Source organism: Ercella succinigenes, assembly GCF_900002895.1.
In genome coordinates this window covers 1-18,872 of the sequence record NZ_CDHP01000018.1, presented here as the reverse complement: position 1 = coordinate 18,872, position 18,872 = coordinate 1, and the positions used below count along the sequence as shown (strand labels likewise).

The 18,872-nt window shown below is 36.7% G+C and carries 17 protein-coding genes; 5 read left to right on the top strand and 12 right to left on the bottom strand.

All coding sequences use genetic code 11. The annotated features are described in order from the left end of the window. Window positions 1-9 precede the first annotated feature (9 nt). The 5 genes from AC0KSB_RS04770 to AC0KSB_RS04750 all read right to left on the bottom strand — a co-directional run bounded on the left by AC0KSB_RS04770 (window position 10) and on the right by AC0KSB_RS04750 (window position 5,600). Complete coding sequence (locus tag AC0KSB_RS04770) at window positions 10-1,158, bottom strand: diguanylate cyclase domain-containing protein (RefSeq protein ID WP_472307075.1); 1,149 nt, start codon at window positions 1,156-1,158, stop codon at window positions 10-12. Next, window positions 1,142-2,449 (bottom strand): ABC transporter permease, encoded by a 1,308-nt coding sequence (locus AC0KSB_RS04765; protein ID WP_472307074.1) that lies wholly within the window; start codon window positions 2,447-2,449, stop codon window positions 1,142-1,144. The genes AC0KSB_RS04770 and AC0KSB_RS04765 overlap by 17 nt, the downstream gene beginning before the upstream one ends. Beyond that, window positions 2,446-3,690 carry an ABC transporter permease gene (locus AC0KSB_RS04760; protein WP_472307073.1) on the bottom strand — a complete coding sequence of 415 codons (1,245 nt, stop codon included), beginning with the start codon at window positions 3,688-3,690 and terminating at the stop codon, window positions 2,446-2,448. Before AC0KSB_RS04760 ends, AC0KSB_RS04765 begins: the two co-directional genes overlap by 4 nt. Then, window positions 3,687-4,403, bottom strand: coding sequence for an ABC transporter ATP-binding protein (locus tag AC0KSB_RS04755; protein ID WP_472307072.1), 717 nt, complete (start codon window positions 4,401-4,403; stop codon window positions 3,687-3,689). The genes AC0KSB_RS04760 and AC0KSB_RS04755 overlap by 4 nt, the downstream gene beginning before the upstream one ends. 258 nt (window positions 4,404-4,661) lie before the next feature. Next, window positions 4,662-5,600 (bottom strand): zinc-ribbon domain-containing protein, encoded by a 939-nt coding sequence (locus AC0KSB_RS04750; protein WP_472307071.1) that lies wholly within the window; start codon window positions 5,598-5,600, stop codon window positions 4,662-4,664. 257 nt (window positions 5,601-5,857) lie between these two features. Between AC0KSB_RS04750 and AC0KSB_RS04745 the strand changes: the two genes are divergently transcribed. Further along, window positions 5,858-6,718: a hypothetical protein gene (locus AC0KSB_RS04745; RefSeq protein WP_472307070.1), complete on the top strand. Its 861-nt coding sequence runs from the start codon at window positions 5,858-5,860 to the stop codon at window positions 6,716-6,718. Continuing rightward, on the top strand, window positions 6,718-7,986 hold the full coding sequence (locus AC0KSB_RS04740) for a radical SAM/SPASM domain-containing protein (protein ID WP_472307069.1): 1,269 nt from the start codon (window positions 6,718-6,720) through the stop codon (window positions 7,984-7,986). The genes AC0KSB_RS04745 and AC0KSB_RS04740 overlap by 1 nt, the downstream gene beginning before the upstream one ends. A gap of 46 nt (window positions 7,987-8,032) precedes the next feature. Here AC0KSB_RS04740 and AC0KSB_RS04735 read toward each other — a convergent pair whose 3' ends face one another. From AC0KSB_RS04735 to AC0KSB_RS04720, 4 genes are all read right to left on the bottom strand, one after another. Further along, window positions 8,033-9,391, bottom strand: a complete 1,359-nt coding sequence (locus AC0KSB_RS04735; RefSeq protein WP_472307068.1) for an MATE family efflux transporter — start codon at window positions 9,389-9,391, stop codon at window positions 8,033-8,035. 72 nt (window positions 9,392-9,463) lie between these two features. Further along, entirely contained in the window at window positions 9,464-10,099 is a 636-nt protein-coding gene (locus AC0KSB_RS04730; protein ID WP_472307067.1) for a CDP-alcohol phosphatidyltransferase family protein, read from the bottom strand. A gap of 145 nt (window positions 10,100-10,244) precedes the next feature. Next, a complete protein-coding gene (locus AC0KSB_RS04725) occupies window positions 10,245-11,201 on the bottom strand; it encodes a hypothetical protein (protein WP_472307066.1) in 957 nt (318 codons plus the stop codon). Between the two features lie 10 nt (window positions 11,202-11,211). Further along, window positions 11,212-11,607, bottom strand: coding sequence for a DUF4870 domain-containing protein (locus tag AC0KSB_RS04720; protein ID WP_472307065.1), 396 nt, complete (start codon window positions 11,605-11,607; stop codon window positions 11,212-11,214). Between the two features lie 330 nt (window positions 11,608-11,937). On the opposite strand from AC0KSB_RS04720, the gene AC0KSB_RS04715 reads away from it, so the two are divergent. After that, window positions 11,938-13,587 carry a histidine kinase N-terminal 7TM domain-containing protein gene (locus tag AC0KSB_RS04715; protein WP_472307064.1) on the top strand — a complete coding sequence of 550 codons (1,650 nt, stop codon included), beginning with the start codon at window positions 11,938-11,940 and terminating at the stop codon, window positions 13,585-13,587. 3 nt (window positions 13,588-13,590) lie between these two features. Here AC0KSB_RS04715 and AC0KSB_RS04710 read toward each other — a convergent pair whose 3' ends face one another. Next, a complete protein-coding gene (locus AC0KSB_RS04710; RefSeq protein ID WP_472307063.1) occupies window positions 13,591-14,253 on the bottom strand; it encodes a response regulator in 663 nt (220 codons plus the stop codon). 38 nt (window positions 14,254-14,291) lie between these two features. After that, window positions 14,292-15,119, bottom strand: coding sequence for a hypothetical protein (locus tag AC0KSB_RS04705; RefSeq protein WP_472307062.1), 828 nt, complete (start codon window positions 15,117-15,119; stop codon window positions 14,292-14,294). Between the two features lie 543 nt (window positions 15,120-15,662). Between AC0KSB_RS04705 and AC0KSB_RS04700 the strand changes: the two genes are divergently transcribed. Together AC0KSB_RS04700 and AC0KSB_RS04695 are read left to right on the top strand one after the other, a co-directional pair. Next, complete coding sequence (locus tag AC0KSB_RS04700; RefSeq protein ID WP_472307061.1) at window positions 15,663-17,126, top strand: catalase; 1,464 nt, start codon at window positions 15,663-15,665, stop codon at window positions 17,124-17,126. Between the two features lie 168 nt (window positions 17,127-17,294). Then, a complete protein-coding gene (locus AC0KSB_RS04695; RefSeq protein ID WP_472307060.1) occupies window positions 17,295-18,368 on the top strand; it encodes an HD-GYP domain-containing protein in 1,074 nt (357 codons plus the stop codon). A gap of 204 nt (window positions 18,369-18,572) precedes the next feature. Here the strand turns inward: AC0KSB_RS04695 and AC0KSB_RS04690 are convergent. Beyond that, a partial coding sequence (locus tag AC0KSB_RS04690) for a transposase (RefSeq protein WP_472305715.1) occupies window positions 18,573-18,872 on the bottom strand: 300 nt, incomplete at its 5' end.

The window sequence follows — 18,872 nt, the reverse complement described above, 5'->3', positions numbered from 1 at the left end:
CGAATGAGCCTAGTTGTTCAATTTTCTGGAAGCTTTGATCTGCCTTTTATGCTTATACATCAGATCGTCCAGATTGCGGACATAAGCATCTGCCGATTTGTGTTTTTTGTAATCGAACATCGCATAGCCAATGCTAAAACTTAGCCGGTACGGTTTGGTGCTTACCTGATTATAATGATTAACTCTTGCTATAATTCGCTCAGCTGTGCTATGCAGCTTGTGATAATCTGTTGTATCTATAAGCAGCATAAATTCATCACCACCAAAACGGGCAATGGTATCATTAGAACGGACACAGCTTTTTAACAGCTTAGCAGCTGTTTCCAAAGCTTCATCGCCTACATCATGTCCCAGAATATCATTTATTTGTTTAAAATCATTAAGATCTATCATGATACCACCAAAGCTGGAATGGCTTTCGTAAGCTCCCCTGATTTTTGTCAATAAGGTTTCGTCGAACCCTTTACGGTTGCTTACACCTGTAAGGTAGTCTATGTTCATATGCTTGTTCTGAAGATTCAAGAACAGGATTAAAAGTGATATTACTGTTAAATTTAATGAGAAAGGAATGCCATAAAATCTTGCCTGAAGAAAAATCCCTATTATTGTAGGCACTGGAAAGAAAAGCATGGAAAAGTACTGCTTGTGGTCAATTTGCTTGCGGCGCCAGATGATTAAAAATTCTGTTAAAATTATGAGTGCAACTGTCCAGAAAAGTGGTATCCAAAACAACGGTCCGCGTTGATATATATTGCCTGGCTCGATTGAGTAAAACCAGCCCATCGGCAAAGAGATTACGTTGAAGACCATATAAATCAAGTATAAAACAGAAAGCCTTGAAATCATTTTGCCGAATTGTTTTTCGCCAATATTTATCTGATCGAAAACGAATAGAAGCCAGAGAGAGGGAAGTATAGGATTAAAAAGGAAAATCATAAAATTTGCTATTCTGTTAGCTATTGGAAAGAAACTGTAATCGTAACCATCCATGCGGCTGAAAATATCCACTATAAGAAGCAGTATCAAAGTAAAGCATAATGATGTAAACAGTTTGAACTGCATGGAATGACGATCCAGATGCTTGCGCCGCTGAAGTAAAATTACAATTGCTATGATAGTAGCATAAAGATTAAACAATATATTAGCGGTTAAACTCATGCGCTTTCCCTTTATTTGATTTGGCACGTAAAATATAAGACCCTGAACCAAGTATAAACCAGAAAGTGTTGCAAATCAAAAGTCCTGTTAAAATAAAGAGAAAATTATTTACATCAGATGAGGATAAATTTTTTGCAGATTCAAAACCTACAGAAAGAGACGTTTTATCAACGGTTGAAATGGTTTCAAATTTGGAGATTATATTGCCAAACCAGTAGCCTGGCAAAATAATCGAAATAGATTCCAGCACTTTGGCCCATTGCGGTAAAGGTGCTATCAGACCACTCCAGATAGCGTGAATAAAAGTAATTGCAGGAGCAGCAAATAAAAAAGTCAGAGGCTGACTTACCATATTTGACATTAAAATCATAATTGAAGAAATTGCTGCCATATATATAATGTATACTGGCAAAAGAAGAAAGACGGACATAACAGAGCCTCCCCAAAAGCTGATGCCTATAAATCCTGTAACCAAAAATCCAGCTGTAGCGATCGAAAGAGGAGGCAGACTTGATAATAATATAAGTTTCCATAAACTTATATCAAGTTGTATTATTCGCAACAGAATGTTTTTTCGCATAATATCAAGGAGCCAGGAAGAACCTCCTATTATGTAAAAAATAGATAAAGCAGCATACCAGCGTAAAGCTGTCGTTGTTCCTGTGGATAATTGTGAGAATACATTTGCTTTATTATTTTGTTTTTGCTCATTTTCTTCAGCCTGCAAAGTAATTTGATTAACTTTAATTTGTGAGCCTTCAGTCCAAATCGCCTGTGCATCTTGCTTTTGCCTATTATAGATAGCTTGAGTATAAGGAATATCATTTTGGCTGAAAAAATATCTTGTACGGTCAAATACCAGCTGCTCAGTGTAAAGCATAAGTGTTCCGGTTATGAAGGGTTCGCTTACTGCAGCAGTAAATCTGGAAGATGGTGCTACCACAGGAATAATTGAATTGGAAAAATCCCGCCTGCCCATTTTTTCCGAATAGTTTTGAGGAATAATAAAATAAGCTTCCAACCGATCCTGATTAAGCAAGATAGAGGCTTGCTGCTGTGTTGTTATTTCAACATTAAGATAAGAATGATTGCTGACAAAATCAATTAGCCTTTGACCGGAACTGCCTTGATCCTGATGAACAATTGCTATATTAAGCACCGGGTCATTATCCGCTTGAGCGAGTGCCCCCAGAGAGAGTGCGACAATGATAGCTAAAATAATAAACATCATTGTAAAAGGATGTTTGAGGCTGAGAATAAACCTTGATATGTAAAATTGTTTCCAGTTCACAGATCAGCCCTCCTTGTATTGTTGTTTTCGCAGAATCTGAATCCTGCCAGCCCTATTGCAGTTAGTAAAAACAAAGAGGGCAGCAGCCAGACAATTTCACTCCAGAATGTAGTTGCCTCATAATTAAAAACAGCATTGCTAAGAGCTCTCATTCCTGATCTAAGGGGAAGATACCTTCCGGAAAGTGAAAGCCAAACCGGCAAAGCTCCTTCTGGAATAATGACACCACCACTTATTGCCATGAACAACGCAAAATAAAAACCGACCCACATAGCAGAATCAGCTTTTCTGATCCAGCTGGCAATAGCTAGAGCCATCGCAGAAAGTGTTAGTGACTGAAGGAATATTGCTGTTAAAACTGCGGCTGTGCTGCTAGTAACAGCACCTAAATATAAATCTGCAAAACGAAGCAGTCTGCTGACAGGTATTAAAATTGCCAGAACAGAAGAGATCAGGATGGTGCCGGACAATAATCTGATCAGGTAAAATCTCCAGCTATGAAGTTCACTTAACAATCCGCGTTGCATAATTATGCTATGAAGATCTTTATTGGTAAAGCGGATCAAGGGCAGCATCGCCAGTGCTGCAAAGAAAATATACACTGCAATCAGATAATACTCTATCGGTAAATATTCTCCTAGTGGTGAAACAGCTCCTTGTGCGCCAAGTACATCACGTCTTTGCATATAATTACTTATTGATATATCGGTAGTAGTACGCAAAAATCTGTCGGCATCCAATGCAGAGATTCCTTGCTGGAGCAATAGATCTCTGGCTTCGTCTATTTGATTTTGACCTTGTCCCACAGCTACCAGAGATTGATTCAAAGTGGTTGTTACAAGACTTGATTCGAGAGCATGGCGATCAAGACTTATGATTTCAATAGCAGCCTCTTCTCTGGCTTTAATTTTTTCAAAAAGTTGTTCAGGAATATGTATGAGTACCGACACCTGATCTTCTTTAATCAGGCGATATCCTGTTTCCAGATCCTGAACAGGATATACCACAATCAGATCTGACAGGGCATGTGAATTTACCAGTTGATGTACAAACTGTCTTACGTCCTCACTGCCGTCAGCGTCGTATATTGCGACATTATAATGAAGATTTTCAGATGTCCTTAGCATAGGAACAACTATGGACGAGAATAACAATATCACTAATATTGGCAAAATCAGGCACATTGCAATCAAAGATCTTCCTGAATACATCCTTTTTAGATCGAGGCGAAAAAATCTCATACTAACCTGCCTGTGAGCATATTCTGCATTGTTTGGCGAGTAGAGTTGACTGCAGAGATTTTACGAAAATCTTCACTGCTGCCGTTAAAAACGGTCATACCTTGATTAAGAATTAACAATTTGTCGGCAAGTTCGATAATTTGCTCCGGGTTATGACCGGAGATTATCTGGCTTATGCCTTGTTTTCGTAATTCGATCAAAAAGTTTTCTATTGACTGCTCATGTTCACTGTCAATCCCGGCAAAAGGCTCATCCATAATCAGCAGCTTTGGCATATCTAAAAGAGCAACAGCAAGATTGACTCTGCGCTTCATACCTCCTGAAAGTGTAGAAACCCGCTTGCCTGAAATTGATTCCAGATCAAGCTGTTCAGAAATTTCTGCAATGCGTTTTTTTGCTGTCTTCGTTTTCTGACGAGACCAGCACATCAGATTGTCGTGTACCGTAAGTTCTTCAAAAAGAGCAATGTCCTGAGGCACATAACCAACCAACCGCCTGATCACAGCCGGCTTTTCCCAAACATTGGTTTTTTCAAAATAAATCTGACCGCAGTCTGGTTTTCTTATTAATGCTAATAAATTCATTAAAGTTGACTTTCCGGAACCGTTGGGGCCTAAAAGTCCTAAAATCTCTCCTGCTTGCAACTCTAATGAAATGTTTTGCAAAACCTTATGTTTTCCGTAGCTTGAGCAAATATCCTTTGTGTTCAGCAATTGATGTACTCTTGGCGTCCTTTCTTACTTTCTAAATAAGGGTTGTTTCTTTTTTCTTTTCAAAAGGCGTTTTAACGGGTTAGAAACTACTTTTGCTTCACCCATCTGCAATATAAAATTCTTTGTTATTTTCGGCTTGCCACTTCTTTTTCTGGTTTTTTTGTAGTTATAAGCAATTCTCATAGACGTAAAATCTCCTCTGCAAATTTCTCAGATAATATTTGTAAATATTGAGATTATCCTTGAAATTTTAAAACTCTAATATATTACTCGTTCATATCGCTCAGTGTATGATTCTCCCTCATAATACTCTGTTAGTATCATTGTGTTTTCATCTATTATCTCAGCTTCATAATAAATAGTGAAGTCTTCAAAATCATCCCAGTAGAAAGTAATTGATTCATAGTCAAGATCCATATAGCCATAGGATAGAACTTCAACATACCAGCTGCCATTTATAAAACCTTCATAATATGAATCTGGATTAGGTTCCGCTCCTGGATATGTCAGCAGCCATACAGCCTCATATCCTGAATAAATCTGTATTACAGAGTGAGTCCCGTCCGGCCATTGCTGGCTGATCCAATCACCTTGCAGGTAATCAATCAGGGCCTGACTGTCTGCTTCTGTCGTTTCTGCTGTCTGGGTTGTAGTAGGTTCTCTGGTAGTCTCTTCCGTAGTTTCTTTAGTCTTCTCTATCTCTGTCGGCTCAGTCTCTTGTTTACTGGTTGTTTTTTCTGTTTTTGAATCATCATCACGATCTCTTTTTCTGGTCTCTGTAATTGTTGTTTTATCTCTTTTTGTTTTTGCATCTTTATCTGAATCATTATTAAGTAAAGCTCTGACCAGGAAAAAGACTGCTGCTAAAAGAAGCACTGCAACAATACAAATAAGAATAATTATAAGTTTTCGATTATCTTTCGGCGGAGTGGGGGCATAGGGCATCTGATTTCCTGGCTGATGATATTGCTGTGGCGGATATTGTTGATTCGCCTGATTATCGTTCTGATTATATTGAGAGGCTGAATAGCTATAAGGTGTTGGATCTTTTTGATGTTCCGAATGTGAATTATAAACAGGATTTGGCAAGTGCTCAGGATCTGCACTCTGAGGACTATCTGGTATTGCCTTACTACCACATATTGGGCAAAAAGCGGCATCGTCTGGCATTGCTGAACCACATTGATTACAAAACATTACTAAACCTCCCTTTTACAAATGACAAATAATGTCTGTAAAAATATTATAACTGCAATGACTATATTATGATAGATAAAGAAAGCTGTAAAATCATATAAGTTGGTATTTGTTAAAAAAATAATGACAAATAATGTCTTGACTCTTAAAATATGCTAAGATAAATACCTAATTAATGAATATACATGTTTTGATTATGATATGATAAGGCATATTTTGACAAATAAAATTCTGTGACGACAGAAAGGATATACATAATGATATGCAGATTTTGTGGTTCTTCCTTATCAGAAGAGCAAAAAGCATGTAATAACTGTGGAGAAGAAATAACGATATCGGATAGACTGCCTGCTGAAAAAATAAATGCAGGTAAGGCGAAATATAGCCGTTTTAAGTTGATCGCTTTTTCGGTTGCCTCTATTTTGCTAATCGCTTCAATTCCGGTTATATATTTGCTGCATTCTATAATAGGTGTTGATCAGGTGAGAGATATAGATGTTGATTATTCATATGAGGATTATCTAAGTGCTGTGGAGAAACTTGGTTTTGAAATGAATTTTGAGCTGCAGGATAAAGAAATATTGAAAGAATTTACTGCGTCCTCTGATAAATCAAAAGTATCTTTATACAAGGATTACGAATGGATATACAGTGATTACACAGAAAAAGAGTTTGAACTTAGTGAAAATGAGATAAATGCACTGATGAACGAAATGATGCCTTTATCATTCTGGTTTGATAATTTTCAAATAAAAATACAAAAGGATGGCAATTTGGAGGCTGCGGGAACTTTGCTGCTGGCAAATATTGCTACAGACTTATTCCCGCAAAAAAAAGAAGAAATACCATTTCCCTTGGTTGAAAGAATTAATTATTATGTTATTTCTACTTTGTCTATTTATGAAAACCAGCTAAGAATAAATGCCGAGGATTTTAAGACAGGCAAGATTTCGCTCGTATCACCTGATATGCTGCAATATAATTCGGAATATCTTGAAAAGATATATACTTTTGTACCGGAATTGATAATACATTCACTGGAGATAACTGAACAGCAAACAATCTATGTGGAAGCAAGCATTCCGCAAAGTCTTCAAATTAGGAGGAGAACGGCTTAATGAGATATTTGATGATTAATGGGCAGAAACACGAAATACCACCTTATCCTCATCATAAAGACTATGTTTACCGCTGCAGGCGTTACTTTGAAGCAAAATCAATTCCTTCTTTTATGTCGATTGCTAAATTCAGAGTGTTTAAGGAACTTTTTAAAAGCGTCCGTTATCAGACAGGTATTCCAAGAGATATTTTGATTGATCCTACTAATGCTTGTAATCTTAATTGTACCGGCTGCTGGTCACATGACTATGATAATGCACGTAATCTTTCACTGGAAAAAATGGATGAGATTTTTACACAGGCAGAGCAGCTGGGAACGATGGATATACTTTTTACCGGTGGTGAGCCGATGATTCGTAAAGATGATATTCTAACTTTGGCTCAACGGCACAGCGGCATGTTTTTCGGGTTGTTTACCAATGCTACTTTAATAGATGAAGCTTTTGTCAAAAAAGTAAAAGAATTAGGTAACATATCATTTTTTATAAGTATTGAAGGCTTCCGTGAAGATACTGATTTTAGAAGAGGGAAAGGTACTTTTGATAAAGTGGTAAAGGCTATGGATCTTTTAAAAGCTAATGACATAGCTTTCGCTTTTTCTCTTTGTTATCATAGTCAAAATTATAAAACTGTGACAAGTGATGAATTTCTTGATTTTTTGCTGGAAAAAGGAGCCTGGTACGGCTGGGCTTTTGCTTACCGACCTATCGGTAAAGATGCAGACATGGGGCTTTGCCTTAATGCTGAGCAAAGGGAATATGCCAGAAATAAATTATCTGAATATGCTGTCAGAAAACAGATTACAATTATCGATTTATTTAACAGTGGGCACAAGGTTTTTGGCTGTGTAGCTGCAGGCAGTGGATATATTCATATAAATGCAAATGGGGATGTTGAACCATGTGCTTTTTGTCATTATTCTGATTCTAATATTCATGAGGTCAGTTTGCAGGAAGCTATGCGCTCACCTTTTTTCAGAGCTTTTAGAAAGGCTCAGCCTTTTTCCCCCGATCCTTTGCGCCCTTGCCCTATGATGGATGTGCCAGAAGCTATTGTTGAGCTTGTAGAAAGCACTGATGCTAAATCAACGCATATTTCAAATCCTGAAACAGCTGTTGAATTTTCGGATAAGGTACAGTTTTATGCCACTGAATGGGAAGCTTATACTAAAAGCAAAAGTCGGAGATATAGTAGAGGGGAAATGAGAAGATACAAAGCTTTTGTCAATTTTTTGAATTTCCGCAAAAAATTGACCGGTGATAACTGAAATTTTCATTTTTAACGATTTTTACAGCGATAAATTCAGAAAGATTTTAGGTTTGCAAACTATCTTTAGGTTTTAGATTCTTTAAAACCAGATAAAACCATAGACCTGTTATTAAGGCTGAAAGCAAATCTGCAAAAGGAGCAGCCAGCAAAATTCCGTCAAGCTGCCAGAAGCGTGGGAAAAGCAAAATTGCCGGAATTAATAGAATGACCTGTCTGGATAATGTAAGAATGATTGCCGAAAAAGGTCTGCCTATGGACTGGAAAAAATTAGCAGCAACTATCTGGAAACCAACTACAGGCAGGCCGAATAACCATAGCTTGAGTGCTCTGGTACTAAAGACAAGTAATTCTTCTTCACGATTAAATGCTGATATAAGCTGTCTGGGGAAAAGATTAATCAAGGCAAAACCAATCAAAGCTATACCTGTGGCAACAGAAATTGTTATGATAACAGTAGTTCTGACACGTTTATACTGCCTTGCTCCGTAATTAAAACTTATTATTGGCAGCATTCCCTGTTTAAGCCCTATGATAGGCAGATATAACAAGGCCTGCAGACTGTTTATTATGCCCATGCCGGAAACTGCTATGTCACCACCGTATATCAAAAGACCTTTATTAAGAATTACATTTAAAATACTGTTGGCAAACTGGAGCAGAAATCCTGGAAGTCCCAAAGTGATAATTCTTAAAGAAATAGAAAATCTAAGACGCATTTGATGCAGGCGCAGCTTAATATTGCTGTGCTTACCTGTGAAATATAATATGACCCAAAAAGTTGAAATCCCTTGAGCGATTATTGTCGCCCAGGCAGCTCCCTTCATTCCCATTCTTAGTCCAAAAATAAAAATGGGATCAAGGACAATATTAAGACCGGCACTAAAAAACATAGTTACCATCGCAAATTTAGGACTGCCGTCGGCTCGGATAAAATTATTCATGCCCAGACTGACTATCTGGAATATCGTACCTAAAAAAATTACACGCATATAGTCAACTGCATAAGGCATTACGATATCGCTTGCACCAAACAGTCGCAGTGCAGGTTTAAGAAATATTTGTCCCAGGATTGTAAAAGCAAGGCCTGTGATTAGCATCAGCATAAAAGCATTCCCCAAAGCCGCCTCTGCTTGCTGCTGTTTTTTTTCGCCAAGCTTCAATGAGAAAAGCGTAGCTCCCCCGGTGCCGAACATTATTCCCAAGGCAAGAATAATAATCATAATGGGAAAGCTTATGGTAATTCCAGCTAAACCTTCATGTCCCAGATCCTTGCTGTTGCCGATAAAAATACGGTCAACCACGTTATAGAAAGCAGTTACCATCATACCAACGATTGCAGGAATGCTATATTTAAGTAAAAGTTTATGAACCTGTTCCACTTCCAGTGGATTTTTTGCAGTCATTAAATTTCTCCTCTGATAACAGTATTTGTTATAATTATCAAAATATCATGTTATCAGATATTTAGACTTTTATTAAGATTTTTTTATGATTTTCCAGAAAAAGGGAGTATCGGGGTCGACATCTCCATGTTTTATAAAAATATATATCTCCTCAGCAAATCCTAAAACATATATTGCCAGAATAATTGTTACAAAATAAGTTGTATCTGCAAAATAAGATACTATCATTAAAAAATATACAAGAACTGCATTGAGCTTAAGTATATATGTATGCATAACAATAGGCTTCTTACACTTAATTGTAGAAATAATTAAAGATAAACCAAAAGCAGCAAAAAAGATTTTTAATAAACCATTATTTGCCCTTATATAATCAGGATAAAGCGCATATATAAACCAGGCAGTAGACAAATAGAAAAAGATATCTGCAACTGAATCGAGCGTTTTACCAATATCTGATTTCTGATTAAATCTGCGTGCGATGATACCGTCAAAAAAATCTGTCGAGCCAAGAATTATATAACCTGCCAGAAATAAGCCGGCTCTGTTAATTGTTATTAAATAGAAAAGAACAGGAAGAAATACAACTCTGGAAAGTGATAAAAAATTAGGTACGGTTATGATTCTCTTGTTAAGCTGATTCAATCTTTCTATTTCTGCAGAAGTCATACTGTTTATTCCCGCAGCTTTGATTGGCTCATTGCCCATAGCATAATACCCCCTGCCCCTCGATAGAGATATAAACTTTAATGGGCGTATTATACTATGAAAAGAAAATATAAGAAATATAAAAGCTGTCGAAAAATTGTTTTTTCGACAACCTTTATAGTTTTACCGTCTAATATAGCTCTAATCAACCTAGATCATCAAGACCTAAATCAGATAAATAATCTTCCAGATCTCCTAAATCGAAGTCGTCTGAGTCAGAGAAATAGTCTTCCATTTCATTGCTATCAAAACCAGTTGAAAAATCATTAAAAATAATATCTTCCGGTGGATTAAAGATGCTACTGTCAAATTTTTTATTTCCGTCATAATCGGTAATCCGCAGTCTGCTGATCATGGTATTATCAACATATTGCTCGTTTTGAATCATAAAACCTGTTTTAAGGGAATACCAGACTATATTTTTGAAATTTTGTCCTTCTTCAGAGCTCATTGTTTCAATATAAAGACATTCTGTACCTTCCAACTGTCTGATTTCTGCAACAAAATCGTCAGAATCTTCTACGAGATCAAGCATCTCCGAAAGTTCTCCGGCTCCGGATATTAAATCCTCATCATCTTCATCATCGCTGTAATCAGGCAGTTTCAGCCCGGTCTTTTCGCCTTCGCTGTATTGGTAAGTTACTTTGTCTTTGGCATTATATATCATTACGCCTTTTAGATCAGAATTTATCTGGTCACTTACCATTTTTATGCTTTCACCATCTGTCCAGAATTCCATTTTGTAAGTTTGTCCGTTATGATCAGTCATTTCTGCGGCATAGTACCAGCTGGAAGGCATATTCCAGACAATACTGCTTAAAAGTTCCTGACCGCTCAAAGATTTGTCCAGAGTAAATCCTTGTTCAGCGTCGGAAGATTCATTTTCGGTAGACGAATTTTCTTTGTCTTTTTCTGTCTTGTCGGTATCGGCAAGCTCTTTTTCAGTATTTTCAGTTTTAGGCTGAGAAGTTGTTTGTTCAGCCGCTTTGCCGCTGCAGGAAGACATCATAAAAGATGTGATCAAAAAAACCGTTAGCAAGATAAATAAAATTTTCAAATTCAGTTTGCTGCCTGATTTGTTTTGCGATAATTGATTTTTCAATTGTGTCACCTTATTTCAATATATTTATTTTACCAAAAATTGGTAATCTTTTTACCTTGCCCTGGAATCCATTAACCAGACCCATAATGCCAAAAATGAGTATAACAATAGGGTAGAAAATTAATAATATCCAACCAAGAATTGGAATCAGACCAAGCACAAAACTGCCGCCTACACCAAAAATCAAAAGAAGAAGACCTTGATTAGCGTGGAAACGTGCGAAACGTGAATCAGGACATGAAATTAAAGGTAAAAAGAATATAAGATAGGCAAGACCTGCCATAGTTTTGTTCTTATCAATATCTGCCTGATTGAATGATTCAAATGTTACTGGATCCTGTTGAGCGCCTCCTGCATTATTCTGAGGGTTACCCTGTGCCTGATTTTGATCATAATTCTCGTTCATATTAAATCCTCCATTAAAATGTTTAGGCATGACATAGTTTCAGCCTGATAAAAAATTTGTTATGCTACTTCATATTTAATACTTTTGCGTGTCTTTATAAAAGTCCGGCTGGTACTTATTTGAGTATGCATATTTAGACATGAATAGTCATTATTGTGACTTGGCATAGTCATTCGGATTATTATTTTTATGATAGAAGCTGTACTGCTATTGCTTTTTAGAAAAAGTTAGGATATTTTCGTATCATAGTTTAATTAAGATAAATTAACTATGATTTTTGAAATTCCTCGAGTATTCTCTGACTTTAATTAATCAGAACGGGAGGTAGTAATGCAAATATCAGACAAGCTGGCGAATGAGATCTTTGCTATTGCCAGTTCACATTTATTTGCCCTGACCGCTTTGATAGCTATAACAGTATATATTTATTTGAAAGCTCAAAAGAGCTCTCTACTCTATAGTTATCTTGCTCTGGTAATGATGATCTTAATCTGGCTTGCCTCTAAAATATTCAAGACAGTTGCACCTGATCCTAGTATGCGCTGGTTTTTCATTGTTTTACAATATTTCGGAGTACAGTTTTTAGGCTTTTGTCTTCTATTGTTTGCAATAATTTATGTCACTAGGCAAACGCCTTCCGGCACATGGCTGATTGCTTTAGCAATTGTACCCTCAATATCTTTTTTGATAGTGGTTACTAATCCTTGGCATATGCTTTTCTATTCTTATTATGATTTTTATAAAGATAGTTTCGGAATTTTATTTTTGCCTGTTCAAACAGCTTTATATATTTATCTGATTGCTGGAATTGTGCTTTTGGCGCGTGGATATTTGAAACAACCAGGAATTGCTGCCAGACCTTTTCTTGGCAGACTTATGGCAGGTGTTACTATATTGCCTTTATTGATGAATTTTTATTATCTGCTGTTTAAATTTGGTTTTGCAAATTGGATTTTCCCTTTTCCTGTTTTTGATGTTACTCCCATTTGTATAGCAATAGCGTTGATTCTTTTTGTTGTGCCGGCAATAAAATTTCGGTTTCTTGATATTTCTACTTTGTCTTATAGTCTCGTCTTTGAAAATATGCCTCAGGGAGCAGCTTTGATTGATGCAGGGGAAAGGGTTGTACTGGCAAATAAAAGTTTTAGAAAATGTCTTCAAAAGTATGGAGAAGATATAAATTCTCTTTCTCTTAACCAAGCTGTTGATTATAAAAAGCAAGCTTTTTTTGCTTCATGGAGTTTGGTTTTTGTAAAAGATCTTGAACCTATCTTAAAAATGGAGACTCAGTTAAAGACAAAAAATCAGAAACTGAAGCAGAATTATTCTAATCTGAAAATTTTGTCCGAAAAGAGTAAAGAATTGACAACAATTAAAGCAAGACGTGAAGTATCGCAAAAAATACATGATTTGCTTGGGCATACACTTACGGTTGCTATTGGACAAAGTGAACTGATTCTTCGCGAGAATGACTTAGATACAAAGTATAAACTGTTGATTGAAATAAAGGAATTGCTGCAATCAAATTTAAATGATCTTTCTGCCAACAATGTCTACAAAACAAACAGTTCACAGCCAAAAGAAATTTCGGGGAAAAAGGAAGTTTTGCCGGAACTGCTTCAATCTTTGCAAAATGATCTTGTGGATTTGGAAATAATTGTTCAAGGCGAACCTGAATTACTAAAGACCGAAGCAGTGGAAGCTATATTTGGACTTTGCAGAGAGTCTTTAACTAATTCCATAAGACATGGCGAGGCTAAAAAAGTCCATTTCATACTACGTTATGGTAGCCAGAGCATAGAAATATATGTCATAGATGATGGCACCGGCTGCAAGGAAATAAATAAAAATCACGGACTAAGTGGAATAGAAAAACGAATCTCTGATTCCGGTGGATATGTGGAATTCAGATCGGATGGAGAAAAGGGTTTCTTTACCTTTGCTTCAATTCCTTTAGCCAGGGAGGGTTCACTACTATAATTGTTAAATGATTTGATTTTTGAGAGCAAAAACAGTGATTGCATTGCGATCCGTCAAGCCTGTACTGGCAAGTAACGCAGAGACACGGTTTTTGATTGAACCTTCGCTGTAATGAAGTATTTGAGCAATTTCCTTGTTTGTTCTTCCTTGAGAAATCTGTTTTATAATCATCAGGTCTATATTATCGAAAGTTATACCATCATAAGTATATTTTTTATTAGCAGCGTTTGTTTTTCCAGGTACGGAATCAGTGTTTCTGCTTGGACAAATAACTGAAAAGGCACTTTGATGAACTACTGCCAGGTCATTATAAATACATTGCAAAGCCATTATGAGAATATCTGGTTCTATGTCCTTGATCAGGTAGGCATCGGCACCGCTATTGGCTGATTGAGTAATATTACTCACATCCTCAAATGTAGTCAGAATAACTGCTTTAGTAGAAGGTAAGGTGCGTTTTATTTCAATCATAGCCTCTATGCCGCTTTTTTCAGGCATCTGAATATCCAGAAGCACAATATCTGGTTGCAGCTTTAGTGCCATTTCGACGGCTTTCATGCCGTCGGGGACTGAAGCTACAACTTCAATATTTTTACAATCTGTAAGCACACGATTAAGCATAGTTCTGAAAAGGGTCTGATCATCTGCTATTAAAACTTTTATCATTAAATAATCCTCTCGTATAATAACTTTGTTTTATATCCTCAAGTGTTTCTATTCATTTCCTTTACTGTTTGTCTGACTTTTTTATAAATGCTGCGTAAATCTGCTGATAAAGATTTTATGTAATCATCTGATATCAATTGGTTGTATTCACCTGACTCAGAATTCGTCTTAGGAACAAAATTTTTTGATTGTACAGATCTATTGCAGATAGAATCATTTATTGCGGTTATTGTGATGCTAAGTTGATCTGCCAGATCGTTTTGAACAACTGTTATCAGATTTAGCTTTTCCTTTTCCAGCTGTAGCTTCTGTTCAATTTGTATTTTTTCAGAAAGTTTTTCAAAAGAAAATTCCAGTGCTTTATTGCTGTCTGCAAGTTGTTTTTGAAGTCTTTTTTCATGGGTAATATCATGGAAAAGCAAAACAACTCCCAGACTTTGTTTATGGCGGTCATGGACTGGAGAAGAACTTATGAGAAAAAACATATCTGATTGGTTTTGCTCGTTATTTTGTTTTTCCGGTGAATTTATTCTTATTTCACAGTTGAAACTGCTTTTTAACATTTCAGCGCAATCGTTATGATTCAATAGCCATTTGCTGTGCTCATCAATGATTTCATTTCTTTTGCGTAATTCTTCCACAAGGTTGTAGAGGGTGGAAGTTGTTTTAGCAGGCAAGGTAGAGCCAATTAATTCGGGATGATTGATAGCCACTAAATCAAAATTATCATTATAAACCAAGGCAAGGTCTTTCATTTTGGAAAGAATTACAGCCATATCTGGAGGCAGATACAAAGCGGAATCTTCTTTTTTTCGATTTGCCCAGATATGTACTATGGAAGTTATGGCAAATACAGATGAAATCATAAAACAAACAATAGAGGCTAGATAAAAAAAACTGTCGCTGTTATTTAGCAAACTTATCTTATTTAAGTATGTAAATATAAATCCCGTACCAAGAAAAAACAGAAAAACTTGAAAAAGGCGTAGAGAGAACGTTTGGCGCAACCTGATTCCCAAATACAAAATAAGGGTAACTACAGATATGATCATTAAAAGAAGAAATAGTATCTGTATTATTAGGAATGGATTTAAATAATGCATGTATTCTCCTAGTGTTTTGTTATTGACATGTTGTGACTTTGCTCTGAGCTAATTATACATCAGAATTAATAAAATTTTTTCGATATTTCGTCCTATTAATCATAATTTTTTTAGAATATAACAATTTGCCAAATATGTTATGAAATAAATCAGGCAAATATAGATATTTTTGAACATAAAAAATAATTATTGTGCTAGAATTTGTTACATAGGTGAATATCCTGAAATAAGAATTCGATCTGGCGCAGTTTCTGTTTTACATAGCTGCACAATGTAAGATTAGCATTTATTGAAAGGAGAAAAACCATGGATGAACAAAAGAAAAAGCTTACAACAGCCGCGGGAACTCCTGTTGTTGATAATCAGGATGTTATGACGGCAGGTTCTAGAGGACCGATGCTTTTACAGGATGTTTGGTATCTGGAGAAACTTGCCCATTTTGACAGGGAAGTAATTCCAGAAAGAAGAATGCATGCCAAGGGTTCAGGTGCTTTTGGTACTTTTACCGTCACTAACGACATAACCCAATACACCAGAGCTAAAATATTCTCAGAAGTTGGTAAAAAAACAGATTTATTAGTTCGTTTTTCTACTGTTGCCGGTGAGCGTGGAGCTGCTGATGCAGAGAGAGACATCAGAGGATTTGCTGTTAAATTTTATACAGAAGAAGGAAACTGGGATCTGGTTGGGAATAATACGCCGGTATTCTTTTTGCGTGATCCTTACAAGTTTCCTGATCTTAATCATGCCGTCAAGCGCGATCCCCGTACTAATATGCGCAGTGCAAAAAACAACTGGGATTTCTGGACTAATTTGCCGGAGGCTTTGCATCAGGTGACTATTACCATGAGTGACCGTGGTATTCCATACTCTTATCGGCATATGAATGGTTATGGCAGTCATGCTTTCAGTATGATAAATGCTGATAATGAGCGAATATGGGTTAAATTTCATTTAAAAACGCAGCAGGGAATAAAAAATATTACTGATGCGGAAAGCGAAGCTGTGATTGCGAAAGATCGTGAAAGTCATCAGCGTGACTTGTATGATTCAATTGAAAAAGGTGATTTCCCACGCTGGACGATGTCCATTCAGGTTATGACAGACGAGCAGGCGAAAGCTATGCCGTATAATCCTTTTGACTTGACAAAGGTATGGTACAAGTCAGAATTCCCTTTGATAGAAGTAGGTGTACTGGAGCTTAATCGTAATCCGGAAAATTATTTTGCGGAGATAGAACAAGCAGCTTTTAACCCGGCACATATTGTACCCGGGATAGGATTCTCTCCTGACAAAATGCTTCATGGCAGATTATTCTCCTATGGTGATGCCCAGCGTTACCGGCTAGGCGTAAACCATCATCAGATTCCGGTAAACGCTCCCAAATGTCCTTATCATGCATATCATCGAGATGGGCAGATGAGAGTTGATGGTAATTATGGCAGTACATTAGGTTATGAGCCTAATAGCTACGGAGAATGGCAGGAACAGCCTGATTACAAAGAGCCGCCGCTTGCTCTTGACGGTGCAGCTGATCATTGGAATGCACGTGAGGATGACAATGATTATTATACTCAGCCAGGTAAGCTTTTTAATCTTATGAGTGATGAGCAAAAACAAGTATTATTTGAAAATACTGCAAGAAATATGGGCGATGCTCCTCAAATGATCAAAGAAAGACATATTGGGAACTGTTATAAAGCTGATCCAGCTTATGGCAAAGGTGTTGCAGATGCTTTAGGGATATCTTTAGAAGATGTACTTAAATAAGGTTGTTTTTATTATTATTAAGATTTAACTAACGAAGGGGTGGTATATGCCGCCCTTTTGTTTTTTTAAAAATTATATGTTTTTTTTAATTTAATATATATGATAAAATTACTATTGATAAAGTTCTATGTTCCGAAGCAAATTTTGCATAAGAGTGAGGACATAAATATGGCAAATAAGATTCTTGTTGTTGACGACTCTCTTTCGGATATTATCATGATCAAAAGCATGCTATCCGGCTATGAATTAGTAGAGGCACATGATGGCATTGAAGCCTATGAAGTTCTAAAAAATGTGCCCGATATTGATTTAATGCTGTTAGATCTTCATATGCCAAGACTGGATGGTTTTGGGTTGCTTGAAAAAATCAATGAAAGTAAAAATTTTAACCGTGTGGTCACAGTAATTTTAACTAATCACGATGAAATAGAAAATGAAATCAGGGGTTTGGAGCTTGGCGCCAGCGATTATATTCGTAAACCTCTCAATATATCTTCTCTGCTCAAGAGAATAGAGGTGCATATTAACTTGCGAAAAGCTCGTCTGGAGCTTGAGGAAAATAATGCCGAACTGGAAGAAATAGTAGCCAGAAGGACAAGAGAAATGATGCTTACCAGAGACATAACAATCAGAGCCCTTACTGGCTTGCTGGAAATACGTAATATAGAATCTGGCAATCATACTCAAAGGACGCAGACTACGATGCATGCTTTTTGCAGGCATTTGCAGAAAAAAGATAAATATAGAGATAGTCTTACTGACAGTTTTGTACAGGAATTATATCAGACGGCTCCTTTGCATGACATTGGGAAAGTAGGAATACCGGATTCGATACTTCTGAAACCTGGTAAACTTACACCTGATGAGTTTGAGGTTATGAAGCGGCACACAACCTATGGTGTGAATGCTCTTATGAGTAATACAACGGTTGCAGTGTCGCTTTCTTTTATCAGGACAGCTATACAGATTATTGAAGCACATCATGAGTGGTATGATGGCAGTGGCTATCCTCACGGACTTAAAGGAGAAAATATTCCTTTGCCTGGACGTATAATGGCGATAATAGATGTTTATGATGCCTTGGTCAGCAAGCGAGTGTATAAGCCGGCTTTTTTCCATGAACAAGCGTTAAGAATGTTAAATGAGGAGCGTGGTACTCATTTTGACCCGGATCTTCTGGATAACTTTTTTGAGATAGCTGATGAAATTATGGCAATAACGAAAAGGTTTGTTCCTTACTAATCTAATTAATTTGCATGGAAGTTATCTATGTTGATTTTGTTTTTTTCTGCAAATTTTATTAAGTATCAATATATTTGCATTGTTCAGCATAAAAAGTAGAGGGCATTTTATGGAATATATAAATAAACGTATTTCATCTAGTCGTATTCTTTTTAAGTCAAGTCCAAAAAGTTGGTGTAAATTGTCTTCCGGTATCTGCATGAATCAGGTGACAACATGCAGGTATGCTGCTCGTTCTGCTAACGCTTCTTTTCTTGCTGTTTCTCTCTCATCAAAGTAGCGATCCATTATGAAATACTTTTTGCCGGTCAACCATTTTTCATGGTGCTCCATCAGAACTGCTCCCATCAGTCGGATAAGACTGTCATCATTGGGGAATATCCGTATAACGCGTTCCCTACGACGTAGCTCTTCGTTGAGTCGTTCTATGCTGTTACTGGTTCTCAGTCGTTTGCGATAGGCTTCCGGCAAAGCAAAAACAGCCGTAATCTCGTCGAAGCTATC